The organism is Bradyrhizobium sp. (genome assembly GCF_036735945.1).
GTDB lineage: Bacteria > Pseudomonadota > Alphaproteobacteria > Rhizobiales > Xanthobacteraceae > Bradyrhizobium.
In genome coordinates this window covers 58608-81972 of record NZ_DAINNI010000014.1, presented here as the reverse complement: position 1 = coordinate 81972, position 23365 = coordinate 58608, and the positions used below count along the sequence as shown (strand labels likewise).

Annotated in this window: 22 protein-coding genes; 14 read left to right on the top strand and 8 right to left on the bottom strand. The window is 64.8% G+C overall.

Annotated elements, in window-relative coordinates:
* Positions 1-5 precede the first annotated feature (5 nt).
* Genes V7E26_RS07720 through V7E26_RS07710 form a run of 3 tightly spaced genes read right to left on the bottom strand, consistent with a single transcriptional unit; the run spans position 6 to position 3956 of the window.
* The gene (locus tag V7E26_RS07720; RefSeq protein WP_324414848.1) at positions 6-1109 is read right to left on the bottom strand and encodes an ABC transporter ATP-binding protein; all 1104 of its coding nucleotides are present in this window, start codon (positions 1107-1109) and stop codon (positions 6-8) included.
* A gap of 28 nt (positions 1110-1137) precedes the next feature.
* Entirely contained in the window at positions 1138-2172 is a 1035-nt protein-coding gene (locus V7E26_RS07715) for an ABC transporter substrate-binding protein (RefSeq protein WP_324414847.1), read from the bottom strand.
* 20 nt (positions 2173-2192) lie between these two features.
* The gene (locus V7E26_RS07710) at positions 2193-3956 is read right to left on the bottom strand and encodes an ABC transporter permease (RefSeq protein WP_324414846.1); all 1764 of its coding nucleotides are present in this window, start codon (positions 3954-3956) and stop codon (positions 2193-2195) included.
* A gap of 252 nt (positions 3957-4208) precedes the next feature.
* Between V7E26_RS07710 and V7E26_RS07705 the strand changes: the two genes are divergently transcribed.
* From V7E26_RS07705 to soxA, 8 genes are all read left to right on the top strand, one after another.
* Complete coding sequence (locus V7E26_RS07705; RefSeq protein WP_324414845.1) at positions 4209-5600, top strand: MFS transporter; 1392 nt, start codon at positions 4209-4211, stop codon at positions 5598-5600.
* Between the two features lie 152 nt (positions 5601-5752).
* The gene (locus tag V7E26_RS07700; RefSeq protein ID WP_324414844.1) at positions 5753-6202 is read left to right on the top strand and encodes a (2Fe-2S)-binding protein; all 450 of its coding nucleotides are present in this window, start codon (positions 5753-5755) and stop codon (positions 6200-6202) included.
* A gap of 14 nt (positions 6203-6216) precedes the next feature.
* Positions 6217-8439 carry a xanthine dehydrogenase family protein molybdopterin-binding subunit gene (locus V7E26_RS07695; RefSeq protein ID WP_324414843.1) on the top strand — a complete coding sequence of 741 codons (2223 nt, stop codon included), beginning with the start codon at positions 6217-6219 and terminating at the stop codon, positions 8437-8439.
* Between the two features lie 58 nt (positions 8440-8497).
* Positions 8498-9772: an FCSD flavin-binding domain-containing protein gene (locus V7E26_RS07690; protein WP_324414842.1), complete on the top strand. Its 1275-nt coding sequence runs from the start codon at positions 8498-8500 to the stop codon at positions 9770-9772.
* Positions 9773-9791: 19 nt separating this feature from the next.
* Positions 9792-10220 carry a sulfur oxidation c-type cytochrome SoxX gene (soxX, locus tag V7E26_RS07685; protein WP_324414858.1) on the top strand — a complete coding sequence of 143 codons (429 nt, stop codon included), beginning with the start codon at positions 9792-9794 and terminating at the stop codon, positions 10218-10220.
* A 9-nt stretch (positions 10221-10229) separates the two neighbouring features.
* Positions 10230-10709 (top strand): SoxY-related AACIE arm protein, encoded by a 480-nt coding sequence (locus V7E26_RS07680; RefSeq protein WP_324414841.1) that lies wholly within the window; start codon positions 10230-10232, stop codon positions 10707-10709.
* Positions 10709-11029 carry a thiosulfate oxidation carrier complex protein SoxZ gene (gene soxZ / locus V7E26_RS07675; protein ID WP_324414840.1) on the top strand — a complete coding sequence of 107 codons (321 nt, stop codon included), beginning with the start codon at positions 10709-10711 and terminating at the stop codon, positions 11027-11029. Before V7E26_RS07680 ends, soxZ begins: the two co-directional genes overlap by 1 nt.
* Positions 11026-11799 carry a sulfur oxidation c-type cytochrome SoxA gene (gene soxA / locus V7E26_RS07670; RefSeq protein ID WP_324414839.1) on the top strand — a complete coding sequence of 258 codons (774 nt, stop codon included), beginning with the start codon at positions 11026-11028 and terminating at the stop codon, positions 11797-11799. Before soxZ ends, soxA begins: the two co-directional genes overlap by 4 nt.
* A 153-nt stretch (positions 11800-11952) precedes the next feature.
* Here soxA and V7E26_RS07665 read toward each other — a convergent pair whose 3' ends face one another.
* Entirely contained in the window at positions 11953-12726 is a 774-nt protein-coding gene (locus V7E26_RS07665) for a ferredoxin--NADP reductase (RefSeq protein WP_324414838.1), read from the bottom strand.
* A gap of 143 nt (positions 12727-12869) precedes the next feature.
* Here V7E26_RS07665 and V7E26_RS07660 point away from each other — a divergent pair, with 143 nt between their 5' ends.
* From V7E26_RS07660 to V7E26_RS07635, 6 genes are all read left to right on the top strand, one after another.
* Positions 12870-14069: an amidohydrolase family protein gene (locus tag V7E26_RS07660; protein WP_324414837.1), complete on the top strand. Its 1200-nt coding sequence runs from the start codon at positions 12870-12872 to the stop codon at positions 14067-14069.
* 134 nt (positions 14070-14203) lie between these two features.
* On the top strand, positions 14204-14893 hold the full coding sequence (locus tag V7E26_RS07655) for a hypothetical protein (protein WP_324414836.1): 690 nt from the start codon (positions 14204-14206) through the stop codon (positions 14891-14893).
* Between the two features lie 228 nt (positions 14894-15121).
* Positions 15122-16726: an SUMF1/EgtB/PvdO family nonheme iron enzyme gene (locus tag V7E26_RS07650; RefSeq protein ID WP_324414835.1), complete on the top strand. Its 1605-nt coding sequence runs from the start codon at positions 15122-15124 to the stop codon at positions 16724-16726.
* Positions 16727-16744: 18 nt separating this feature from the next.
* Complete coding sequence (locus V7E26_RS07645) at positions 16745-17170, top strand: DUF4399 domain-containing protein (RefSeq protein WP_324414834.1); 426 nt, start codon at positions 16745-16747, stop codon at positions 17168-17170.
* Between the two features lie 205 nt (positions 17171-17375).
* A complete protein-coding gene (locus V7E26_RS07640; protein ID WP_324414833.1) occupies positions 17376-18776 on the top strand; it encodes a selenium-binding protein SBP56-related protein in 1401 nt (466 codons plus the stop codon).
* A gap of 2 nt (positions 18777-18778) precedes the next feature.
* Positions 18779-19444: a hypothetical protein gene (locus V7E26_RS07635; RefSeq protein ID WP_324414832.1), complete on the top strand. Its 666-nt coding sequence runs from the start codon at positions 18779-18781 to the stop codon at positions 19442-19444.
* A 9-nt stretch (positions 19445-19453) separates the two neighbouring features.
* Here the strand turns inward: V7E26_RS07635 and V7E26_RS07630 are convergent, their stop codons facing one another.
* From V7E26_RS07630 to V7E26_RS07615, 4 genes are read right to left on the bottom strand one after another with little or no spacing between them, the layout of a single operon-like run.
* Positions 19454-19909: a MarR family winged helix-turn-helix transcriptional regulator gene (locus tag V7E26_RS07630; protein WP_324414831.1), complete on the bottom strand. Its 456-nt coding sequence runs from the start codon at positions 19907-19909 to the stop codon at positions 19454-19456.
* A gap of 22 nt (positions 19910-19931) precedes the next feature.
* Complete coding sequence (locus tag V7E26_RS07625; protein WP_324414830.1) at positions 19932-20636, bottom strand: ABC transporter ATP-binding protein; 705 nt, start codon at positions 20634-20636, stop codon at positions 19932-19934.
* The gene (locus V7E26_RS07620; protein WP_324414829.1) at positions 20633-21424 is read right to left on the bottom strand and encodes an ABC transporter ATP-binding protein; all 792 of its coding nucleotides are present in this window, start codon (positions 21422-21424) and stop codon (positions 20633-20635) included. The genes V7E26_RS07625 and V7E26_RS07620 overlap by 4 nt, the downstream gene beginning before the upstream one ends.
* Positions 21421-23307: an ABC transporter permease gene (locus V7E26_RS07615; RefSeq protein ID WP_324414828.1), complete on the bottom strand. Its 1887-nt coding sequence runs from the start codon at positions 23305-23307 to the stop codon at positions 21421-21423. The genes V7E26_RS07620 and V7E26_RS07615 overlap by 4 nt, the downstream gene beginning before the upstream one ends.
* Positions 23308-23365: the final 58 nt, after the last annotated feature.

The following is a 23365-nucleotide window of genomic DNA, read 5'->3' as shown; positions in this document are numbered from 1 at the left end:
CCTTGCTAATCCAGCGCCACCGGCCCGGTGTCGCGATAGGCCCAGCAACTCTCCTTCGGCAAGGAAACCTCGGTGTCAACGCCAACCTGATGACGGACGGCGGTGCCGAGTTCGACGACCTCCAGCCGCTTGCCGAACAGTTCGATGCCATAGGCGGTCTGCGTGCCCTGATAGCGGCGGTCGAGCACGCGGGCGGAAAAGGTGTTGGCGCCGTTATGCCGGCCGATCGAGATGTTTTCCGGCCGGAGCGCAATGCGCACCTTCTCATCGGGGCCAAGCGATTGCAGCAACGCCACCTCGCCCCGCCGCCCCTCGCCGAAATCGACCGTGCCGAACTGGCCGTTGCGCGACACCAGCGTGCCCGCAAGCTCGTTGGTCGCGCCGGTGAAATTGGCCACGAACAGGTCTGCCGGACGGTTGTAGATCGCATCGGGCGCATCCATCTGCAGCAGCACGCCGTTGCGCATCACGCCGATGCGGTCGCCGAGCACCACCGCTTCGGCCTGGTCGTGGGTGACGTACAGCGCGGTCATCCCGGTCTGCTTGAGGATCGTGCGAAGATCATCGCGCAGCCGCAGGCGCAGCTTGGCATCGAGGTTCGACAGCGGCTCGTCCAGCAGCAGCAATTGCGGCCGGTAGACGATGCTGCGCGCCAGCGCCACGCGCTGCATCTGTCCGCCCGACAATGCGACCACCGGCCGCTCGGCATATTCGGACAGCCCGACCAGTTCGAGCGCGTCGTCAACCTTGCGGCGGGCATCGGCGCGCGACAGCTTGCGGTGCTTCAACGGATAGACGACGTTCTGCCGCACCGTCATATGCGGCCACACCGCATAGGACTGGAACACCATGCCGAGGTCGCGCAGCCGCGGCGGCACCAGGATGCCGCGTTCGGGCGAGGACACGACCTTGCCTGCAATGCCGATCTCGCCCGACGTCGGATGCTCCAGCCCGGCGACGCAGCGCAGCGTCGTCGTCTTGCCGCAACCGGACGGGCCGAGCAACACCACGATCTCGCCGGCCGGCACGGCAAAGCTGACGCCGTCGACCGCCGGCCGGCCGATCGAGAACTGCTTGCGCAGGTCGGTGACTTCGAGCGTCGCGGTCATGAGTGCATTGATTTCCCGAATGCGGCGATCATTGCTTGTACCCGTAGGTCTTGTTCCAATCAGCGATCCAGGCCGTGTGCAACTTCACATACTCATCGAACTTGGGGAACCAGACCTTGACCACTTTGGGATCGAAGCCTTCCGGATAGGCCGGCGGCACCTTCAGTGACGTCAGGTTGCCAAGCTCCTTGATCATGAATGACTGCCCTTCCTTCGACAGGCACCAGTTCAGAAACAGCTTTGCGGCATTGGGATGCGCGGCAGTCTTGGGAATGCCCGTGGCATAGGGATTGACCGGCGCGCCCTCCGGCGGAAAGAAGATCTGGATCGGCGCGCCGTCCTTCTGCTTCGGATAGATCGCATTGTAGAGCAAAGGCCCCATCGCGATTTCGCCGCGCACCAGTGAATCCGACATCGGCGCGCCCGATGGATAGAGCACCGGATGGGTCGCCGCCTGCCTGGCCCAGTAATCCTCGCCGAGCACTTGCCGCTCGAACATGATCCGGGTCCAGGTGGTGCCGCCCGACGGACCGATCACCTGCCCTGTCAACTTGTCGTATTCGGGCTTGGTGAGATCCATCCAGGTCTTCGGCGGATTCTTCACCAGTTCGGTGTTGTAGGCGATCGACCATACCAGCGTGGCGCGCGGCCAGAGCTGCGGCGCGACCTGCGCGTCCGGATTGTAATCGGCGGCATTCGGCGGCGCGTAATCCTGGAACATATCGGCCAGCGGCTGCATCAACGCGCGGTCGGAATGATCGACCACGTCGGCGATGAGCTTGCCGGCCGCGGCTTCGGTCTTGACGCGGGTGATGAGCTGGCCGCCCGGTGCGCGCACCATCTCGACCTTGATCTCGGGGAAGCGCTTGTTGAATGCCTTGATGACCTGTTGTTCGACCTCGGCAAAGTTGGCGGTGTAATACACCAGTCTGCCCTCGGCCTTGGCCGCGGCGATCAATTCGGGCGAGCCGAACTCTTGCGCCTGCGCCGCGCCGCCCGAGGCAAGTGCGAGCGCGGCGATGCCGGCAGCTGCGGCAATGGTGGTGACGATCCTTCCGATCATAGCCAATCCTCCCCTTCCTGTTATCCGGTTCGGGCAACGCTGCTCTGCGCCCCGCCGCGCGACAGCCAGTTGGCGCCGCCGATGAGAACGCCGAGCAGCACGGTCTGCACGAGGCTGAACGCCGCGGTCTTTCCGAGGTTTCCGCCCTCGTAATAGTCGAGCAGCAGCACCGACATCACCATGGTGTTGCTGGTGTAGAGGAACAGCGACGAGCCGAGTTCGCGGATCGCCAGCACGAACAGCAGCGTCATCGAGGCGATCACGCCCGGCCGCGCCAGGGGCAGCACGATCGTCCTGATGGTGCCGAGCACGCCCTTGCCGCAAACCCAGGCGGCTTCCTCGAGCTCGCGATGGATCTGCATGAACGAGGTCGACAGCGACTTCACGGTGTCAGGCATGAAGCGCGCGATGAACGCCAGCGCCAGAATCCAGATCGTGCCGTAGAGACCGCCGGGAATGCCGATCCATGCCCAGAGATAGGCCACGCCGACCACCAGGCCCGGGATCGCGACCGGCAGGGTCGAAATCACGTCGATCCAGCGCCGGCCCGTCACCTGCGTGCGGTGAATGGTGTAGCCGATGGCAAACGCAAGCGCCCCGCCGACCACCGCCGTGATCAACCCGACCTCGACCGAGTTGTAGATCGAGCGCAGCGTCAGCGGATTGTCGAAGATGCTGTGGAAATGCATCAGCGAATACTGCCTGGCGTCGAACAGGCTGGAGACGTCGCGGATGAACATGAACTTGCGGAACGCGGCAATGATCAGCGCGAGGAACGGCAGCACCACAACGACCAGGAGGTAGACGATGCCGAGGCCGAAGGTGAACCAGCGCCAGCGTCCGAGATCGAGGCTGCGCGGGCGAAACGCCTTGCCGGCGACCGTGGTGTAGCTGCGGCCGCTCAGCACCTTCTGTTGCAGGAACACCAGCAGGCCGGTGACGACCATCAGGATGATCGCAACCGCGGCAGCCGTATTGTAGAGCGGCGGCGACCAGTTGGTGAGCTTGAAGATATAGGTGGTGAGCACCGAAAGGTTGGTCGGCGCGCCCAGCACCGCGGGGATGCCGTAGATGCCGAGCATGACGATGAACGACAGCAGCATGCCCGAGACGATCGCCGGCATGATCAGCGGAAACGTCACCGTGAACAGCGTCGCGAACGCGCTGGCGCCGGAAATCTCGGCGGCCTCCTCCAGGCTCGGGTCCATGTTGCGCAGCGCCGAAGCGGTGAACATGTAGACGTAGGGTGCGTAGTAGATGCCGAACACGAACACCAGGCCCCACATCGAATAGAAATCGACGCGCCAGTCCAGCCCGATCCATTTGAACATGGTGTTGATCAGGCCGGTCTTCGGCGAACCGAGGATGGCCCATGCGACGCCGGCAACCAGCGGCGGCGCGAACAAGGGCAGGATGCTGGCGGCCGCGATAAAGCCCTTGAACGGCGTATTGGTGCGGACGACGATCCAGGAGAACAGCAATCCGACGACGACCGCGATCAGGGTGCCGCCGCCGCAGGCGATCAGCGTATTGGCCAGCGCGTCGGCGACGTTCGGGTTCGCCAGGACGGTAAGAAAATTCGCGACCGAAAGCCGATTGAGCGAGATGCCGTCGACCACCGGATTGGTGTCGGTGACCGCGCCGAGCAGCAGCATCAGGATCGGATAGATCACGAGAAAGCCGAGAATCGCCAGCAGGAGCGTTACCCACAGGCCGGCCCATACGCGCTGCCCTTCACTGGCGCTACGCACGACTTCGCTGCGCCGGCTCACCTGTCCGTTCAACGCGCTTCCCCTCGCCGATGACCGTCTTTTTATGGAATTGCGGTCGCGGTACGCGGCAAGCCTAGTCGATTGCGGTGCGGGCGGGAAGGTATCCGAAAGTTAGCGCACGGATATGGCGAGGAAGGCACTTTTTCCCGCTGCTCGCCGCCTCTTCGCATACGCATCATGCAGCCGCGTGCCTGTGGTCCGTGCCGCGTCCGTAGTACACGCCGCGACGGGCGCGACCGCCCCCGGCGTGGAGAGCCCCGATCAATGTCACCAGATAAAGTCGCAACGCCGCCCACAGCGCCAATCGACGGCTTGCCCCCGGAACTCCGGCGCTGGGCGGTTGCCGCCATCTTCACCGCGCTGGCGATGGCGTCGCTGGATACGGCGATCGCGAATATCGCGCTTCCCGCCATCGCCGCCGATCTGCATGTCAGCCCGGCCGACGTGGTCTGGGTGGTCAACATCTATCAGATCGCCCTGGTCGCGACGCTGCTGCCGCTCGGTGCGCTCGGCGAGATCGTCGGCCACGAACGCATCTATATCGGCGGTCTCGTGCTGTTCACGCTGGCTTCGCTCGGCTGCGCCCTGGCGTGGTCGCTGCCCAGCCTGACCGCGGCCCGTGCACTGCAGGGCCTCGGCGCCAGCGGCATCATGAGCGTGAACGCGGCGCTGGTCCGCTTCGTCTACCCCACCCACATGCTCGGCCGCGGCTTCGGCCACAATGCGCTCGTGGTCGGTACCGCATTCACGTTCGGCCCGAGCATTGCCTCCGCGATCCTTTCGGTTGGGACGTGGCCGTGGCTGTTCGCGGTCAACATCCCCTTCGGCGTGATCGCGGTCTGGATCGGCCTGAGGACCCTGCCGAAGACGCCGCGCGCGGTGCACAGCTTCGATTTCGCCAGCGCGGCGCTGACCGCAAGTTGTCTCGGCCTCTTCATCATCGGAATAGGCGGCGCGGCGCACCAGTTCCCGCCCGCGCTGGTCGGACTGACGCTCGGCGCGGCATTGGTGCTCGGCTGGATCATCATCCGCAAGAATGCCGATCATCCGGCGCCGATGTTGCCGATCGACCTGTTCCGCCGGCCGATGTTCGCGCTGTCGGTAGCCACGGCGGTCTGCGCCTTCGCGGTGCAGGGCCTCTCCTTCGTCTCGCTGCCGTTCTACTTCGAGGACGTGCTGCATCGCTCGCAGGTCGAGACCGGCTTCTTCATGACGCCGTGGCCGCTGGTGGTGGCGATCATGGCCCCGATCGGCGGCCGGCTTTCCGATCGCTATCCCGTCGGCATCCTCGGCGGCCTCGGCCTGGTGCTGCTCGGCATCGGCATGGCGCTATTGGCGACGCTGCCGCCGGACCCCGGCATCGCCAACATCGTCTGGCGCACGGTGATCTGCGGCATCGGGTTCGGCTTCTTCCAGACGCCAAATCTGCGGGCGCTGATGTCGAGCGCCCCGCCGCACCGCAGCGGCAGCGCCAGCAGCATCGTCGCAACAGCGCGGCTGACCGGGCAGACCCTCGGCGCCGCGCTGGCGGCGCTGTGCTTTGCCCTCGGCGGTCACGACGGCGCGACGGTGGCGCTGGCGCTCGGGGCGGGCTTTGCCGCAGTGGGGAGCCTGATGAGTTTCCTGCGCCTCGCCGTGGGCCCGGATCGGGCATGACAGCCCCGCAGCGGGCACGCGCCCACGCAACACCGGCAGGCCGACTTTCATCCTGAGGAGAAGCGCATTTTCTTGATTTGAACTATTCCAACTTGCGAGCCATCTTCCCGCGCGCAGCTCTCTCGATGGACTGAGCTAACAGGGGATACGCGATGGCAAATCTCAACATCAACGGCAAGACGATCAATGTGGACGTCGAAGACGACACGCCACTGCTTTGGGCAATCAGGGAGAACGTCGGACTGACCGGCACCAAATACGGATGCGGCATTGCACAATGCGGCGCCTGCACCGTGCACATCAATGGGGTCGCGATGCGCTCCTGCGGCGTCACCGTCAGCGAGGCGGCCGGCAAGCAGATCACCACGATCGAAGGGCTCGCCAGCGGCGGCGCGCTGCACAAGGTGCAGCAGGCATGGATCTCCAACGACGTGCCGCAATGCGGCTATTGCCAGGCCGGCATGATCATGGCGGTTGCGGCGCTTCTCAAGGAGAAGCCGAAACCGACCGACAAGGACATCGACGAGGCCATCACCAATATCTGCCGATGCGGGACCTTCCAGCAGGTCCGCGCGGCGATCCACGATGCCGCAAGCGCTTGAGGGGGAGACAAAAAATGTCGAAAACAACCCCATGCAAAGTAGCCGTCAACACGCAAATCACACCCAAACTCACCCGCCGCAGCTTCGTGATCGGCACCGCCGCAGCCGGCGCCGGTCTCGCCATCGGCCTCGATATTCCCTTCGGCGGACCGACCGTAGTTCGCGCGGCCGACGGCTCGCCCGAGGTCAATGTCTGGGTGGTGATCCGCCCCGACAACACGACCGTGATTCGCGTCGCCCGCTCCGAGATGGGCCAGGGCACCCTCACCGGCCTCGCCCAGCTCGTCGCCGAGGAGCTCGAATGCGACTGGTCGAAGGTTGTCACCGAATATCCGACCCCCGGTCAAAGTGTCGCACGCAAGCGCCCGTGGGGCGATTTCTCGACCGGCGGCAGCCGCGGCATCCGCACCAGTCAGGAGTATGTCCGCAAGGGCGGCGCCACCGCCCGCATCATGCTGGTGCAGGCCGCCGCCAACGAGTGGAAGGTGCCTGTTACGGAATGCACCGCGTCCAACAGCGTCATCACCCACACGCCGTCGGGCAAGACCACGACCTACGGCAAGGTGGTTGAAGCCGCAGCCAAGCTCACGCCGCCAGCGGATGCGGACGTCAAGCTGAAGGACCCCAAGGACTGGAAGATCGCCGGCAAGGGCGTCAAGCGGCTCGACACCGTCGACAAGACCACCGGCGCGATGATCTACGGCGCCGACGTCAAGCTGCCCGGCATGCTCAACGCCGCGATCAAGGACGCGCCGGTGTTTGGCAGCAAGCTGAAAAGCTATGACGAAGCCAAGGCCGCCGGCATGAAGGGCGTCAAGAAGGTGGTGAAGGTCGGCGACACCGCGGTCGCCGTCGTCGCCGATACCTGGTGGCACGCCAAGACCGCGCTCGACGCGATGACGATCGCCTGGGACGAAGGCGAGAATGCCAAGGTCTCCAGCGCGTCGATCGCCAAATGGCTGGCGGAAGGCCTCGACAACGCCCAGCCGGCCTTCGTCGGCAACCAGAACGGCGATGCCAAGGGTGCGATTGCCTCCGCCGCCAAGAAGGTCGAGGCTATCTACAACTACCCCTACCAGAACCACGCGACCATGGAGCCGCTGAACGCCACGGCGCTCTACACGCCCGACAAGTGCGAGGTCTGGTGCGGCACGCAGAACGGCGAAGCGGCCTTCGCCGCCACGCTCGAAGCATCGGGACTGCCGGCCGACAAATGCGAGGTGCACAAGCTGATCCTCGGCGGCGGTTTCGGCCGCCGCGGCATGACCGACTACGTCCGGCAGGCGGTGCTGATCGCCAAGGAGATGCCGGGCACGCCGGTCAAGCTGTTGTGGTCGCGCGAAGAGGACATGGCGCAAGGCAAGTTCCATCCGGTCACGCAATGCAAGCTGACCGGCGCGTTCGATGCCGACAACAATCTCACGGCGCTGCATGTGCGATTGTCCGGCCAGTCGATCCTGTACACGGTGCGCCCGGCGGCGCTGGTGAACGGCATGGACCCGGCCGCATTCCAAGGCTTTAGTCCATCCGGAGATGCGGCGATCGGATACTCCGTACCTAACCTGCTGGTCGAGCACTCCATGCGCAATCCGCACGTTCCGCCCGGCTTCTGGCGCGGCGTGAACGTGAACCAGAACGCGATCTACATGGAATGCTTCATGGATGAACTGGCGCATTCGGTGGGCCAGGATCCGGTGGAATTTCGTCGCAAGCTGATGAGCAAGCATCCGAAGCATCTCGCCGTGCTCAATGCCGTGGCCGAGAAGATCGGCTGGGGCAAGCCTCCGCCGCAAGGCGTCTATCGCGGGATCGCGCAGGTGATGGGCTATGGCAGCTATGTCGCGGGTGCTGCGGAAATCTCCGTCACCGACGGCAGCAAGATCAAGGTGCACCGCATCGTCGCCTCGACCGATCCCGGCTACGTCGTCAATCCGGCGCAGGTCGAGCGGCAGATCGCGGGCTCCTTCGTCTACGGCCTGTCCGCCCTGTTCTATGGCGGCTGCACGGTGAAGGACGGCAAGATGGAGCAGACCAACTTCGACACCTACAATTCCATGCGCATCGCCGAGATGCCGAAGGTGGAATGCGTGATGGTGCCGAGCGGCGGCTTCTGGGGCGGTGTCGGCGAGCCGACCATCGGCGTCGCGGCGCCGGCGGTGCTCAACGCCTACTTCGCGGCGACCGGCAAGCGCATCCGTTCGGTACCCTTGCGGGACCAGAACATCACCTTCGCCTGATGAGAACGGACGGCGGCCGCGCATCAGCCGCCGTCCCTGCTTTTTTCGGATCCGAGCCATGGACGCCACGCGCCTGATGACGCGCCGGGATGTCGCTCGCGGCATCGCCGTAACCGCGGCGGTGGCGGGCATGCCCTGCCCCGCGGTGGCGCAAGGCGCGGCGCATATCGTCGTGATCGGCGGCGGCTTTGGCGGCGCAAGCTGCGCGCGGGCGCTGCGGCAGCTCGATGCCAAACTTCAGATAACGCTGATCGAGCCAAACCAGACCTTTACCGCCTGCCCGTTCAGCAACGAGGTGATCGCGGGTATCCGTGAAATGCCGGCGCAGCAATTCACCTATGACAGGATCGCTGCGTCAGGCGTGACGGTCGCGGCGCAGCCCGCCGCCAAGGTCGATCCGCAGGCGCGCACGGTCACCCTGGCCGATGGACGTTCGATCGCCTATGACCGCCTGGTGCTGTCGCCCGGCATCGACCTGCGCTTCGACGCGCTGCCCGGCTATGACGAGGCGGCCTCCGCCAAAATGCCCCATGCCTGGAAGGCCGGCGAACAGACGTTGCTGCTGCGCCGGCAGCTCGAAGCCATGGAAGATGGCGGCACGGTCGTGATCGCGGTGCCTGCGGCGCCGCTGCGCTGCCCGCCCGCGCCCTACGAGCGCGCCAGCCTGATTGCGCATTATCTCAAAGCCAAAAAGCCGCGCTCGAAGGTTTTGATCCTCGACGCCAAGGACGGCTTTTCGCAGCAACGACTGTTCGAGGCGGCCTGGAAGGAGCTCTATCCTGGCATGATCGAGCGGATCGCGCTGTCGCAAGGCGGAAGGGTGACCTCGGTCGATCTCGCCACCAGCACCATCGTCACCGACTTCGGCAATTACACAGCAAACGTCGCGAGCGTGATCCCGCCGCAGAAGGCCGGACGCATCGCCGAGATCGCCGGCGCCGCCGACAAGACCGGCTGGTGCCCGATCGACCCGGTGAACTTCACATCCAGGCTCGTGCCCAACATTCACGTCATCGGCGACGCCTGCATTGCCGGCCAAATTCCAAAAGCGGCATCGGCCGCCAGCGCGCAAGGCAAGGCCTGCGCCGCTTCCATCGTGGCCATGCTGTCAGGCAAGACGCCGGACCCGCCGCGGCTCAGCGGCGCCTGCTACAACACGGTCGCGCCGGGTTACGCCTTCTCGCTGTCGGGCATCTACCAGCCGAAGGACGGCCAGTTCGTCGAAGCCGAGGGGACGACGAGCCCGGTCAACGCGCCGCGCGAGGTACGCCAGCGCGAGGCGCAGGCTGCCGAAGACTGGTTCAGGACAATCACGGTGGAAACCTTTGGCTAAAGCGAGGGCTCATATCGCGATGTGGCTTGCCGGCGTGGGGCTCGCCGCGCCCTGGCCGGCCGCCGCGCAGGCGTTGCGGCCCTATGCCGTCACGGGCGATGCCATTCTGGAGCCGCTCACGACTGCGCGAGGCGACGCCGGGCGCGGGCGCGCGCTTGTCGTCGAGCGTTCCAGCACTTGCATCCTCTGCCACAGCGGCCCATTTCCCGAACAGAAATTCCAGGGCGACCTGGCGCCTGACCTCACCGGTTCCGGCAGCCGCGCGTCCGAAGGACAGATCAGGCTCCGCCTGGTGGACGCATCCCGCCTCAACGCCGCGACCATCATGCCGTCCTACTACCGCATCGATGGTTTGAGCCGCGTCAGCACGCCGTGGCGTGGCAAGCCGATCCTGTCGGCGGAACAGATCGAGGATATCGTGGCGTATCTCGTAAGCTTGCGTGAATAGGAAGGCCCGATGCAGCAACCCAGAGATTCATCCCGCCGCCAGTTCCTCGGCCTCGCCGGCGGAGCCGCCGCGCTCGGCGCCCTCCCGACCATCATCGTGCGCCCCGCGGAGGCAACGCCTGCGACGCTGGCGGCCGCGATCAAAAGTGTCACCGGGGGTGCCACGGTGCGCACCGGCAAGGTCAAGCTCGACATTCCGCCGCTGGTCGAGAACGGCAACACCGTACCGATGACGGTCACCGTCGCGCACCCGATGGCGCCAGAGGATCACGTTCGCAGCATCCACGTCTTCAACGAGAAGAATCCGCAGCCCAATATCGGCAATTTCCATCTCGGCCCGCACAACGGCCGCGCCCATGTTTCGACCCGCATCCGCCTTGCCGACAGCCAGAAGATCGTCGCGATCGCAAAACTCTCGGACGGCTCGTTCTGGTCGGCCAGCGTCGACGTCATCGTGACGCTCGCCGCCTGCACCGAGGAGCTGATCTGATGGCTTCAGCGCTGATCAACGTGCCACCGAAAGCCAAACGCGGCGACATCATCGAGATCAAGACGCTGATGTCGCACATCATGGAAACCGGCTATCGCCATACGGCGACAGGCGAAGTCGTCCCGCGCGACATCATCACGAGCTTTGCGTGCCGCTTCAACGGCGCCGAGATCTTTCGCGCCGATTTGTATCCGGCGATCGCCGCCAACCCCTTCATCACCTTCTTCACGACAGCCACCGAGAGCGGCAAGTTCGAGTTCGAATGGATCGGCGACCAGGGATTTTCCGAAACCGCATCGGCCTCGATTACCGTCGAATGAGGTTTCCAGGCGCCATAGCCGTCGCGCTTCTGGTCGCGAACGCGGCCCTCGCCGCCGAGATCCCGCAAGCCGAGCGCCGCTCCGGCTACAGCTTCATGAAGCCAGAGACCAGGGCAATGCAGGACGAGGATACCGCAAATCCCGGCATGCTCTGGGTGCTCGACGGCGAAGCCTTGTGGAAGCGCAAGACGGGCGCCGCCAACAAGGCCTGCGCCGATTGCCATGACAATACGCGCACCAGCATGAAGGGCGTGGCCGCGCGCTACCCTGCCTTCGACAAAGCCGCCGGCCGCCCGATCGACCTGGAGCAGCGCATCAATTCCTGCCGCGGCAACCACCAGCAGGCGACGCCGCTCCCGTTCGAAAGCCGGGAGCTGCTGGCACTCACGGCCCTTGTCGCGCGGCAGTCGCAGGGCGCAGCGATCGAAACCGGCAACGACCCGCAGCTCGCGCCGTTCATCGCCAAGGGACGCGAGCTTTATATGCAGCGGCAGGGCCAGCTCAATCTCGCCTGTGCCAATTGCCACGACGACAACTGGGACAAGCGGCTGGCGGGCTCCGCGATCACGCAAGGACACCCGACCGGCTACCCGCTCTACCGCCTGGAATGGCAGTCGCTGGGATCGTTGCAGCGGCGCTTGCGCGCCTGCATTACCGGCATCCGCGCGCAGGCCTATGATTACGGCGCGCCGGAGCTTGTGGAGCTGGAGCTGTATCTGATGTCGCGGGCGCGCGGCATGGCGATGGAAGCGCCGGCGGTGCGGCCTTAGCTTTGGCACATCATGGCGGGATATGCTTTTTGCGTCGATATCTATCCACGTCATTGCGAGCGGAGCGAAGCAATCCATTGCTATCGGCCGCGCGGAAAGATGGATTGCTTCGTCGCTATCGCTCCTCGCAATGACGCCAAACAGACTGCCAGATCACCGCTCGGCGAACGCCTTCTCGACTACGAACTGGGCCGGTTCGCCGTGATTGCCTTCGACCAGGCCGCGGTCGTTGAGGAGCGCGCGGGTATCGGCGACCAGCGCCGGGCTGCCGCAGATCATGACGCGGTCATGCGCCGCATCGAGCGAGGGCAGACCGATATCGGCAAACAGCTTGCCCGAGGTGATCAGGTCGGTGATGCGGCCGCGATTGCGGAAGGGATCGCGGGTCACGGTCGGATAATAGACGAGCTGGTTGCGGATATAGTCGCCGATCAGTTCGTCATTCGGCAGCTTCTCGGTGATCATCTCGCCATAGGCGAGCTCGGCGACGCGGCGGCAGCCGTGCAGCAGCACGACCTTCTCGAACCGCTCATAGGTTTCGGGATCCTTGATCACGGAAAGAAATGGCGCGAGCCCGGTGCCGGTACCGATCAGATAGAGGTTGCGGCCGTCCTCGAGGTTGTCGATGACCAGCGTGCCGGTCGCCTTGCGGCTGACGATGATCTCGTCGCCCTGCTTGAGGTGCTGAAGCCGCGAGGTCAGCGGGCCGTCCTGCACCTTGATCGAGAAGAATTCGAGCCGGTCCTCGTAATTGGCGCTGGCGACCGAATAGGCGCGGAGCAGCGGCTTCTCGCCGACCTTCAGCCCGATCATGGTGAATTCACCGTTGCGGAAGCGGAACGACGGATCGCGCGTGGTGGTGAAGCTGAACAGCGTGTCGGTCCAGTGATGGACGCTGAGAACGCTCTCCTGGTTGAAATTGCTCATCGCACGCTTTCCTGACCTCAAGCCGATTGACCGGCGATATCATTCGTATACGATCGTTCGTATACAAATGAATAATCCAGCTTGATCCGGCCGTCAAGCCGGGCAGAATGTCTAGCGAAGGCATTGAGGCAAAAGGAAAAACCATGGCCCACGACGCACCCCAGGCGACCGGTCCGAGCAAGCTGGTGATCCGCAATATCGGGCTGATCCTGTCGGGGACGCTGGAGAAGCCGATTCTGGACGGCGATACGATCGTGGCCGAGAACGGCAGGATCACAGCGATCGGGCGCTTCAAGGACGTCAACATCGAGGGCGCCACCACGATCGTCGACGCCAACGGCACCACGGTCGCGCCGGGCCTGATCGACAGCCACGTCCATCCCGTCGCCGGCGACTGGACGCCGCGGCAGAACCAGAGCAACTGGATCGACAGCTATCTGCATGGCGGCGTCACCACCATGATCTCGGCCGGCGAGGTCCACATGCCCGGCCGCCCCCGCGACGTCGTCGGGGTGAAGGCGATGGCGATCTTTGCGCAGCGCGCGTTCTGGACGCTGCGGCCCGGCGGTGTGAAGGTTCATGCCGGCGCGCCGGTGATCGAATGCGAAATGGTCGAGGACGATTTCAAGGAAATGGCGGCGGCCGGCGTCAAGCTGCTCGGCGAAGTCGGCCTCGGCGGCGTCAAGGACGGCCCGACCGCGCGCAAGATGGTGGGCTGGGCGCGCAAATATGGCATCCAGAGCACGATCCACACCGGCGGTCCTTCCATTCCCGGCTCCGGCCTGATCGACAAGGACGTGGTGCTGGAAGCTGACACCGACGTGGTCGGCCATATCAATGGCGGTCACACCGCGCTGCCCGACGACCAGATCCGTTGCATCTGCGAGGGCTGCAAGCGCGGGCTCGAGCTGGTTCACAACGGCAATGAGCGCTCGGCGCTGTTCACGCTGCGCACCGCGCGCGAGATGGGCGATCTGCACCGCGTCATCCTCGGCACCGACGCACCGGCCGGTTCCGGCGTGCAGCCGCTCGGCATTTTGCGGATGGTCTCGATGCTGTCCTCGCTTGGCGACCTGCCGGCCGAACTCGCCTTCTGCCTTGCCACCGGCAACACCGCGCGAATGCGCGAGCTCGATTGCGGCCTCATCGAGGTCGGCCGCTCCGCCGATTTCGTCCTGATGGACAAGGCCCAGCATTCGCCCGGCAGGAACATCCTCGAGAGCGTGCAACTCGGCGACCTGCCCGGCATCGGCATGACCATCATCGACGGCATCGTCCGCACCCAGCGCAGCCGCAACACGCCGCCCGCGGGGAAAGTGCCTGAAATCGTCAGCGGGCATTGACGCCACCATCACGTGTGCGTGGGCGCGTGTGAAAAAATCACATTAAGTCCGGAAAGCGTTGAACGATTTGCGGGTCAGCGTCGTCTTACGCGGGCTGGCCTGATGGCCCGCTCATCCAGACCTTCGAGGAACAATTGAAGAATTCGCTGCAAGTCGCCGGCGGGGTCGTCGGCGCTGTAACCGGCTTTGTCGCGACATTGCTGCTGCTTGAACTGACAGGATTCGGAAACCGGGCCGATCCGATCACATCAGGCATGCTGGCGCTGCTGCTGCTTGCGCCGTGCGGCGCCATCGGCGGCCTCGTGCTCGGGACGGCGTCGGCGAGGCGGCTCGGCGGCCGAGAGAGCAGCGACGGGCTCCTGCGCACCAGCCTGAAGGCGTTTGCGGTCCTGATCGCTCTCTGCGCTGTGGCCGGCACCTTCTATTATGTCTATGCCGTCACGGCCGCGACGCCCTGGCTCAATCCGAACGCCCCCAACCCGCTTCTCGTGTTCGAGGTTCGCCTCCCTGCCGGAGCGGCGTTGCCGGGTTCGGTCCGCGATGTAGCCGCCGAATTGCAGACCGACCTGAACACCATGCCCGGCGAAATCCAGCCCGACCAGTTCCGCCGCGATGACGACCGTGCCGTGATTGCCGGCTATGTCGAACTCGCCTTCCGCACCGCGCACCGGCAGTTGGAAATCAAGATCAAGGGCCAGCCTGACCGGCTCTACCTCATCGGCCTGCCGGCCAAGGCACCCCATTCACGGGAGTTCGGCCCATGGCAGGCCAATGGCGACGGCACCGAAATCCGCTATCGCGCCAGATGGCCGGGACAAAGCTGACGATCGCCTGCCGCGCGAGGAAACCAGGTATCTTCGTCTCTCGCGGCTGCCGCGCCAGCGCTTGATCTCACATTTGTGATCGTGAGCAGCTTGCGAACCCGAGTCAGTGGAACCCGGACCCGAGCAAGGCAGCTTTGCGGCAGAAAGCTGACGTGATACGCTTCAATCGCTGGAAAGATTGTTTGCCTAACGCTGAAATTGCGGCAGCTCAAGGAATCAATCCCAACCATGGCGGAAATTCGCGATATCAAGTCGGGCCGCGCTGGTGAGCCCCCACGCGAACCAATGCCGCGGCGGCTTGCGGCCATCGTTGCTGGCGACATCTCCGGCTACAGCCGCCTGATGCAGATCGACGAGGAAGGGACGCATAACCGCGTCAAGCGCATCGAACGCGACCTCGTCGAACCCAGCATCAGGGAACACCACGGCAGGCTCATCAAGACCACGGGCGACGGCTTCCTCGCCATCTTCGACAGCCCCGTCGAGGCGGTGCGCGCCAGCATCGTGATCCAGCAAAATCTGGTGGGCCGCAATGCATCGCTGCCCAAGCATCATTGGATCGAATACCGGATTGGCGTCAATCTCGGCGACGTCATCATCGAAACCGACGACGTCTATGGCGACGGCGTCAACATTGCGACGCGGCTCGAAGGCATTGCCGAGCCCGGCGAAGTCTACATTTCCGGCGGCATCTACGAACAGATCAAGCACAAGCTGGTTTGCGGGTACGAGTCGCTCGGCGACCGGAAGGTCAAGAACATCACCGAACCCGTCCGGGTCTATCGTGTCCTTCCCGACCCCGCCGCACTTCAGAAAAGTCGGAACCGGCGCGAGCGTGTTCTGATCCTCCTGCTCTGCCTTGCGATCCTGACCATTGCGAGCGGCGCTTTCTGGTACATGTTTTCCCAATATCGCAAGGCGACCGAACAGGCGTCAGCGCCCGTCTCAACTCCTGCGGAAGTACCGAAGGCGCCTGCCCCTGCTCTGAAGCAGGTTGCGCCGGCGCCGCAGCCCTCTCCGTCCACGGCACCCATGCAGCAACAGGCAGCGCCTCAGCCGGAGACGTCTCCGGCGGTGACCCAAGCGACGCCGCTTGCGCCGCCCGCATCTCCCGTTGCTCCCGAAGCTTCACCGACGACGCAAGCCGCCGCGCCGGTTCGAGAGCCCGAGACGATTTCCCTCCGGGGTGGCAGCTTTACGATGGGCAGCAACGAAGACATCTCGGAAAAGCCGGTCCGTCAGATCACGATCAAGCCGTTCGCAATGGGGAAATTTCCGGTCTCCGTGGCAGAGTGGAACGCATGCGCCGCGGCGAAGGCGTGTAGTTTCACGGCAAGCGGAAAGGACGAAGCGCCCGTTGCAAATGTGAGCTGGAGCGACGCCAAGGCGTATGTCGCATGGCTCGCACAGTCCACCCGAAAGCCATATCGCCTGCCGAGCGAAGCCGAATGGGAATACGCCGCGCGCGGCGGCACGCAAACCAGATACTGGTGGGGGGATCAGTTTCAGCACGGCATGGTCAATTGCAGGAACTGCAGCGACATCCCGGCCAACGAGCAGCCAGCCAGGGTCGGCAGCCTCAAGCCGAATCCGTTTGGACTGTTCGATATGGGCGGCAGCGTCGACCAATGGGTCGAAGACTGCTGGCACAAGAACTACCAGGGCGCGCCGGCGGACGGATCGGCGTGGAGCGAGAGCGATTGTTCCTCGCACGTCATCCGTTCCGGCTCCTGGAGGAACGACTCGAATTACGCCCGGCCGTCAAACCGCGGCAGCTATGACACCAACGTCCGATATCCCACCCATGGATTCCGCGTTGCGCTATCTCCCTGAGGCATTTGCGAGGCAGTCATGAAGGTCATGCGTTGGATCGCCCTGTTGATCGCGCTCACCTGCCTGCCTTTCGCCGCCTGCGCCCAAGGCAAGCCCGCGGGGAAGGACGCGCTGCTTTATTTCGTATGGCCGCAGAACGGAGCCGTCATCAAGGGTGGGTTCTGGGCCCGCTTTGGCCTGCGCAACATGGGCGTAACCCACGCCGGCGACAATTACGCGAACAGCGGACACCATCATCTGTTCATCGACGTGAATGAACCGCTCAATCCCAATGAGCCGATACCGCAGGATAAATCGCATCTGCATTTCGGGGCGGGTCAGACCGAAGCACGCATCGAGCTGCCGCCCGGCAAGCACACGCTGCAACTCGTGTTGGGAGATGCCGACCACTTTCCATTCAAGCCGCCCGTGGTCTCGCAGAAAATCACCATCACGGTCAGATAGAGCGGAGCGTTCTACGTTAGTGGGACGCGCGGCGATCGGTAGCGGGGTCGTTATTTTCGGCGGGTCATATTGCGTGTATTGTCGATCGGCGAACCCCGGCCGGCGGCACTCGCGAGAGGAATTCAACGCGCCGGATTATTTCTCGCTGCTGCATGCCGCTGAGCCGTGTTGCTTACCAATTTGAGGCAAACAGGGAGGCAGTACGATGAATATTCGGCCCGACCCCACGTTTCACGCGTCGCCGAAGCTTGCCATGGAAGCCCCGCCGGAGAACTTCGCCTATACCGTGCTGCTGAGCCCTGACGCTTCGAAGCCGGACGCGCTGGCCGTGATCGACGTCAAGCCGGGTTCCTCGACATACAGCAAAGTCGTTCACACCGTGACGATGCCCAACAAGGGCGACGAGTTTCACCATTTCGGCTGGAACGCATGCTCATCGTCGCTGTCGCCGCTCACCGGACACGCCTTCCTCGAGCGCCGCTATCTCATCGTCCCCGGCATGCGCTCGTCCCGCATCTACATCATCGATACCAAGCCCGACCCGACCAAGGCCGCGATTCACAAGATCATCGAGCCCGAGGAAATCTTCCGGAAGACCGGATATTCGCGGCCGCATACCGTGCATTGCGGGCCGGAAGGCATCTACATCTCCACGCTCGGCGGCGGCGGAAAGAACGGCACCGATGGACCTCCCGGCGTCTTCATCATGGATTGCGAGACGTTCGAGGTGCTCGGTCGCTGGGAGATCGATCGCGGCCCGCAGGCATTGCATTATGACTTCTGGTGGAACCTGCCGCGCGATTACATGGTGACGAGCGAATGGGCGCTGCCGCCGCAATTCGAGAACGGCATCGTGGCGGAAGATCTGCTTTCCAACAAATACGGCCACCGCATTCATTTCTGGGACCTGCGCGCCCGCCGCAATGTCCAGACCATCGATCTCGGCGCCAACCATCAGATGGCGCTGGAAGTGCGTCCCGCGCACGATCCGGCGCGCGAATACGGCTTCCTCGGCGTCGTGGTCGACACCACCAACCTCGAAGGCTCGATCTGGACCTGGTGGCGCGAGGGCGGCAAGTTTCACATCGAGAAGACCGCGACGATCCCGCCCGAGCCCGCGGCAAAGGAGCAACTGCCGCCGCTGCTGCAGGGCTTTGGCGCCGTGCCGCCATTGGTAACGGACATCGATCTGTCGATGGACGACAAGTTCCTCTACGTCGCCTGCTGGGCCACCGGCGAGATGCGCCAATATGATGTCCGCGAGCCGCGAAAGCCGAAGCTTGCCGGCTCGGTACACATCGGCGGCATCGCCCGCCGCACGCCGCACCCGAACGGCAAGGCGTTTGCGGGCGGCCCGCAGATGGTCGAGATCAGCCGCGACGGCAAGCGGGTGTACTGGACCAACTCGCTCTATTCGACCTGGGACGATCAGTTCTATCCGGACGGGGTTCCCGGCGCGCAGGTGATGGCCCACGCGAGTGCGGACGGCGGCCTCGAACTGGCGAAAGACTACTGCGTGAATTTCCCCGACGGTTACCGCGCGCATCAGATCCGGCTCGACGGCGGCGACTGCTCGACGGATTCATTCTGCTATCCGTCGGTCTGAATTTGAGCACAGCCGACTGGACACCGGCCTGGCTCTGGCTGGCCGTGATTGCGAGCGGCCTCTATCACGGCGTCAACCCGGGCATGGGCTGGCCGCTCGCCGTATCGGCCGGATTGATGGAAAGGAGTTCGCGGGCGCTGCTATCGGCGCTGTGGCCGCTCGCGATCGGTCATCTCATCGCGATGCTGCTCGTGCTGCTGCCCTTCGTGTTGCTGATCGCCATCGTCGAATGGCAGCGCGCGATCCAGATCGGCGCCAGCCTGCTCGTCATCTCTTTCGGCCTGTTCCGGCTCGCCAACCGCCGGCATCCCCGCGTGCTGGCGCGGATCTCACCGGCGCAACTGGGGCTGTGGTCGTTCGCGGTGGCGCTGGCGCATGGCGCGGCGCTGATGCTGGTGCCGATCTATCTCGGGCTCTGCCGCGAGGCTGATCTCGACCGCGGCCATGCGGCGGCCGGTACGCTGATCAACGCCAATCTCGGCACGGCCGTGCTGGTCGCCATCATCCACGCCGCCGCGATGATCACCGCCGGCGGCTGTTGCGCCTGGCTCGCCTACCGCTATCTCGGCGTCAAATTCATCTCGCAGAGCTGGTTCAATCTGGATACGGTCTGGGCAGCCAGCCTTGTTCTGGTCGGCGCGATCGCGCTGGCGCTTGCGCTGATTTAGCGCAGACCTTCACCGCAGCCTGTCGAGCAGCGCGATCAGCGTCTCGCGCTCCCTGGCGTCGAGCGGCGCCAGCGTCTCCCGCGAGATCGCAATCGCATTCGGCGCGGCCTTCTCCGCCAGTTGCTGGCCGGCGCGGGTGAGACTGACCAGCAGGCGGCGGCCGTCCTCGGGGTCCGGGCTGGTCTCGGTCAGCCCGCGCGCGGTAAGGCGGTCGATCACGCCCTTGATGGTGGCGACGTCCATCGCCGTGTGTCGCCCGAGCAGGTTCTGCGAGCACGGCCCGGTCTCGGCAAGCTTCGAGACAGCCGCCCATTGCGTCGGCGTCAGGTTGATGCCGATCTCGCGGGCGAAGATCGTGGCATGGCGCTGCCAGACCTGGCGCAGGATGAAGCCGATCTGGTCGTCGAGAATGTAGGACGGCCGCGCCGGCTTGACCGCTCGTTTCGGCGAAACACTCCTTGCCATCGATCCGCCCCCCTTGCGCCGGCTACAGCGACAGATGCGCGTCGCGGATATCCGGCCGCGCGTCGAGCTCAGTCATCGTGCCGCCGAAGCAGATCTTGCCACGCTCGATGATGTAGGCGCGGTCCGAGATCAGCCGCGCGAAATGCAGGTTCTGCTCTGACACCACGATGCTGACGCCTTCCTGCTTCATCGCCAGGATGGCGTCGACCATCTGCTCGACGATCTTGGGCGACAGCCCTTCGGAGGGTTCGTCGAGCAGCACCAGCGACGGATTGCCCATCAGCGTCCGCGCGATGGTCAGCATCTGCTGCTCGCCGCCACTCATGCGCCCGCCGGGACGGTTGCGCATCTCGCCGAGATTGGGAAACAGCGTGAACAGCTTTTCGCGGGTCCAGTGCGGCGCGTTCGGCCGCTTCGGCTGGCGGCCGACCTCCAGATTCTCCTCGACCGTCAGGTCGGTGAAGATGCGCCGCTCCTCCGGCACGTAGCCGAGCCCGCCACGCACGATCGCATGCGTCGGCTCGCGCGAAACGTCCCTGCCCTCGAACACGATCCGCCCCGAGCGGTTCTCGACCAGGCCGACGATGGAACGGAAGGTGGTCGACTTGCCGGCGCCGTTGCGGCCGAGCAGCGCCACCACCTCGCCCTCGCCGACTTCGAGCGCGATATCGAACAGGATATGCGCCGGGCCGTAAAAGCTGTTGAGATCGGCGACCTGCAGCTTCATGCGCCGGCTTCCTCGCGATGCCGCGCGTCGTAGACCAGGCCTTCGCCGAGATAGATCGCACGCACCTCGCGGTTGCCGCGCACTTCCTCCGGCGAGCCTTCCGCGATCAGGGTGCCGCGGTTCAGCACCAGAATGCGGTCGGCATGTTCGAACACCACGTCCATGTCGTGCTCGGTGAAGAGCACGCCGATCGACTGTTCGCGGGCGATGCGCGCGGTGAGCCGCATCAGCTCGATCCGCTCGCGCGGCGCCATGCCCGCGGTCGGCTCGTCCATCAGCAGCAGCCTCGGCTGGTTGGCGAGCGCGATGGCGAGTTCAAGACGCTTGAGGTCGCCATAGGCGAGTTCGCCGCACGGACGCTCGGCATAGGCGCCCATCCCGACGAGGTCGAGCAGCCTCCCCGCCTCGCCGCGCGCGTAAGCCGCCGTCGAGCCCCAGAGATTGAACAACTGCCTGCCATACGACACCAGCGCGACCTGCACGTTCTCGCGCACCGTCATGGTCGGGAATGTCGCGGTGATCTGGAAGGTGCGTCCGACGCCGAGTCGCCAGATCGCGCGCGGCTTTCGTCCCACCGTATCCTCGCCGAGCAGCGTGATGCGGCCGCTATCCGGCACGTTCTGGCCGTTGAGCATGTCGAAGCAGGTGCTCTTGCCGGCACCATTGGGCCCGATCAGCGCCAGGATTTCGCCGGCGCGCAACTCGAACGACACGCCGCGCACCGCATGGACACCGCCGTAGGATTTGCTCAGGTTCTGGACCGACAGCAATGTGGGCGCCGTGCTCATTCGGCGACCTCCACGCGGGAGGTGGCAAGTGATGACTTCGTGCTGGACGCCCGCCAGCGGTTGCGAAGCGTCTCCAGCGTGCCGACGATGCCCATCGGGAAGGCCACCACCATCAGCACGATGAAGCCGCCCAAGACCAGCTTCGACAGATCGGTCTGGCTGACGAGCCAGATGTTGGCTGCCTTGAACACGATGGCGCCGATCACGGCGCCCGAAACCGTCTCGACGCCGCCGAGCAGCACCATGACCAGCGCATCGACCGACAGCGAGATGCCGAGGTTGTCAGGGAATACGCTACCCTTCAGATAGGCGAACAATGCGCCGCCGACCCCTGCCGCCGTGCCTGATATCACGAACGCCGTCCACTGCACGCGCTTGCCGTTGATGCCGATCGCTTCGCTGCGCAGCGGCGAGTCCCGCGTCGCGCGCAGCGCGAAGCCGAACGGCGAGAACACGATCACCCTGAGCACGGTCACCACCAACGCCGCAATGCCGAGCGACAGCCAGTAGAAACTCGCCGGACCCGAGGCCCATTTATCCGGCCAGACGCCGAGGATGCCGTTGTCGCCGCCGGTTACACTCACCCACTGGAATGCGATCGACCAGACGATCTGCGCAAAGGCCAGCGTCAGCATCGCAAAGTAGACGCCGGACAATTGCACGGCGAAGAAGCCGAACACCGCCGCGCCCAACAGGCCCAGCAGCGGACCGAGCAGCAGCGAGACGATCATCGGCAGCCCTGCCATCTTGGCGAGGAACGCGACGCCATAGGCGCCGAGCCCGAAATAGGCGGCGTGGCCGAACGAGGCGAGCCCGCCGACCGACATCAGGAAATGCAGGCTGGCGGCAAAGATCACGAAGATCGCGATCTCGGAACCCACGGTGAGCGCGTAATTGCCGGCGAACAGCGGCAGCATCGCCGCAATCACCAGCGCGCCGACCGACATCAACCGCTCCCCTGAAGTGAGCGGCCGCCAAGGGGTGACGGTCAGGCCCGGCGTGCGGCGCGCGGCGGCTTCCGGCTTGCCGAACAGGCCCCAAGGCCGCACGATCAGCACGACAGCCATCACCAGGAATACCAGGATGATGGAGATCTTCGGGAAAATCAGGATGCCGAAGGCGTTGAGTTCGGAGACCAGCACGGCGGCCACGAAAGCGCCGATGATGCTGCCGAGCCCGCCGATCACGACGACCACGAACACCTCGACGATGATGCGCAGATCCAGCGCGTGGTGCACGGCATCGCGCGGGATCTGCAGCGCGCCGCCGAGCGCCGCCAGGAAGACGCCGAGCGCGAACACGCTGGTGAACAGCCATTTCTGATTGACGCCGAGCGCCGCCACCATGTCACGGTCCTGCGTTGCCGCGCGCACCAGCACACCCCAGCGCGTACGCTGGAACAGCAGCCAGAGAACGCCGAGCACGACCGGGCTGAGCCCGATCAGGAACAAATCATAGCTTGGAATATTCTGCCCGAAGAAATCGACCGCGCCCCTGAAGCCCGGCGCACGGCGGCCGAGCAGATCGTCGGGCCCCCAGATCAGCACCACGATATCCTGAACCATCAGCGTGAGGCCGAAGGTCGCCAGCAATTGGAACAGCTCCGGCGCGTGGTAGATCCGCCGCAGCAGCACCATCTCGACCAGCACGCCGACGGCGGCGACGACGAGCGCCGCAACGACGATGCCGCCCCAGAATCCGAAGGCGCCGGAGAAGCGCTCGGTCAGCGTGAATGCGACATAGGCGCCGAGCATGTAGAACGCGCCATGGGCGAAATTCACGATCCGCGTCACGCCGAAGATGATCGACAGCCCCGACGCGACCAGGAACAGCGACGCCGCGCTGGCGAGACCGGTCAGGAACTGAACGAAGTAAAAGGCCATTGGCGGTCCGGTCGCTTTACCTCGCCCCGCCTGCGGGGAGAGGTCGGATCGCCCTTGC

What these genes read in the sequence shown, in the direction of transcription:
- V7E26_RS07720 (WP_324414848.1), bottom strand. Translation starts at nt 1,109, where the DNA reads ATGACCGCGACGCTCGAAGTCACCGACCTGCGCAAGCAGTTCTCGATC.
- V7E26_RS07715 (WP_324414847.1), bottom strand. Translation starts at nt 2,172, where the DNA reads ATGATCGGAAGGATCGTCACCACCATTGCCGCAGCTGCCGGCATCGCC.
- V7E26_RS07705 (WP_324414845.1), top strand. Translation starts at nt 4,209, where the DNA reads ATGTCACCAGATAAAGTCGCAACGCCGCCCACAGCGCCAATCGACGGC.
- V7E26_RS07700 (WP_324414844.1), top strand. Translation starts at nt 5,753, where the DNA reads ATGGCAAATCTCAACATCAACGGCAAGACGATCAATGTGGACGTCGAA.
- V7E26_RS07695 (WP_324414843.1), top strand. Translation starts at nt 6,217, where the DNA reads ATGTCGAAAACAACCCCATGCAAAGTAGCCGTCAACACGCAAATCACA.
- V7E26_RS07690 (WP_324414842.1), top strand. Translation starts at nt 8,498, where the DNA reads ATGGACGCCACGCGCCTGATGACGCGCCGGGATGTCGCTCGCGGCATC.
- soxX (WP_324414858.1), top strand. Translation starts at nt 9,792, where the DNA reads ATGTGGCTTGCCGGCGTGGGGCTCGCCGCGCCCTGGCCGGCCGCCGCG.
- V7E26_RS07680 (WP_324414841.1), top strand. Translation starts at nt 10,230, where the DNA reads ATGCAGCAACCCAGAGATTCATCCCGCCGCCAGTTCCTCGGCCTCGCC.
- soxZ (WP_324414840.1), top strand. Translation starts at nt 10,709, where the DNA reads ATGGCTTCAGCGCTGATCAACGTGCCACCGAAAGCCAAACGCGGCGAC.
- soxA (WP_324414839.1), top strand. Translation starts at nt 11,026, where the DNA reads ATGAGGTTTCCAGGCGCCATAGCCGTCGCGCTTCTGGTCGCGAACGCG.
- V7E26_RS07665 (WP_324414838.1), bottom strand. Translation starts at nt 12,726, where the DNA reads ATGAGCAATTTCAACCAGGAGAGCGTTCTCAGCGTCCATCACTGGACC.
- V7E26_RS07660 (WP_324414837.1), top strand. Translation starts at nt 12,870, where the DNA reads ATGGCCCACGACGCACCCCAGGCGACCGGTCCGAGCAAGCTGGTGATC.
- V7E26_RS07650 (WP_324414835.1), top strand. Translation starts at nt 15,122, where the DNA reads ATGGCGGAAATTCGCGATATCAAGTCGGGCCGCGCTGGTGAGCCCCCA.
- V7E26_RS07645 (WP_324414834.1), top strand. Translation starts at nt 16,745, where the DNA reads ATGAAGGTCATGCGTTGGATCGCCCTGTTGATCGCGCTCACCTGCCTG.
- V7E26_RS07640 (WP_324414833.1), top strand. Translation starts at nt 17,376, where the DNA reads ATGAATATTCGGCCCGACCCCACGTTTCACGCGTCGCCGAAGCTTGCC.
- V7E26_RS07630 (WP_324414831.1), bottom strand. Translation starts at nt 19,909, where the DNA reads ATGGCAAGGAGTGTTTCGCCGAAACGAGCGGTCAAGCCGGCGCGGCCG.
- V7E26_RS07625 (WP_324414830.1), bottom strand. Translation starts at nt 20,636, where the DNA reads ATGAAGCTGCAGGTCGCCGATCTCAACAGCTTTTACGGCCCGGCGCAT.
- V7E26_RS07620 (WP_324414829.1), bottom strand. Translation starts at nt 21,424, where the DNA reads ATGAGCACGGCGCCCACATTGCTGTCGGTCCAGAACCTGAGCAAATCC.
- V7E26_RS07615 (WP_324414828.1), bottom strand. Translation starts at nt 23,307, where the DNA reads ATGGCCTTTTACTTCGTTCAGTTCCTGACCGGTCTCGCCAGCGCGGCG.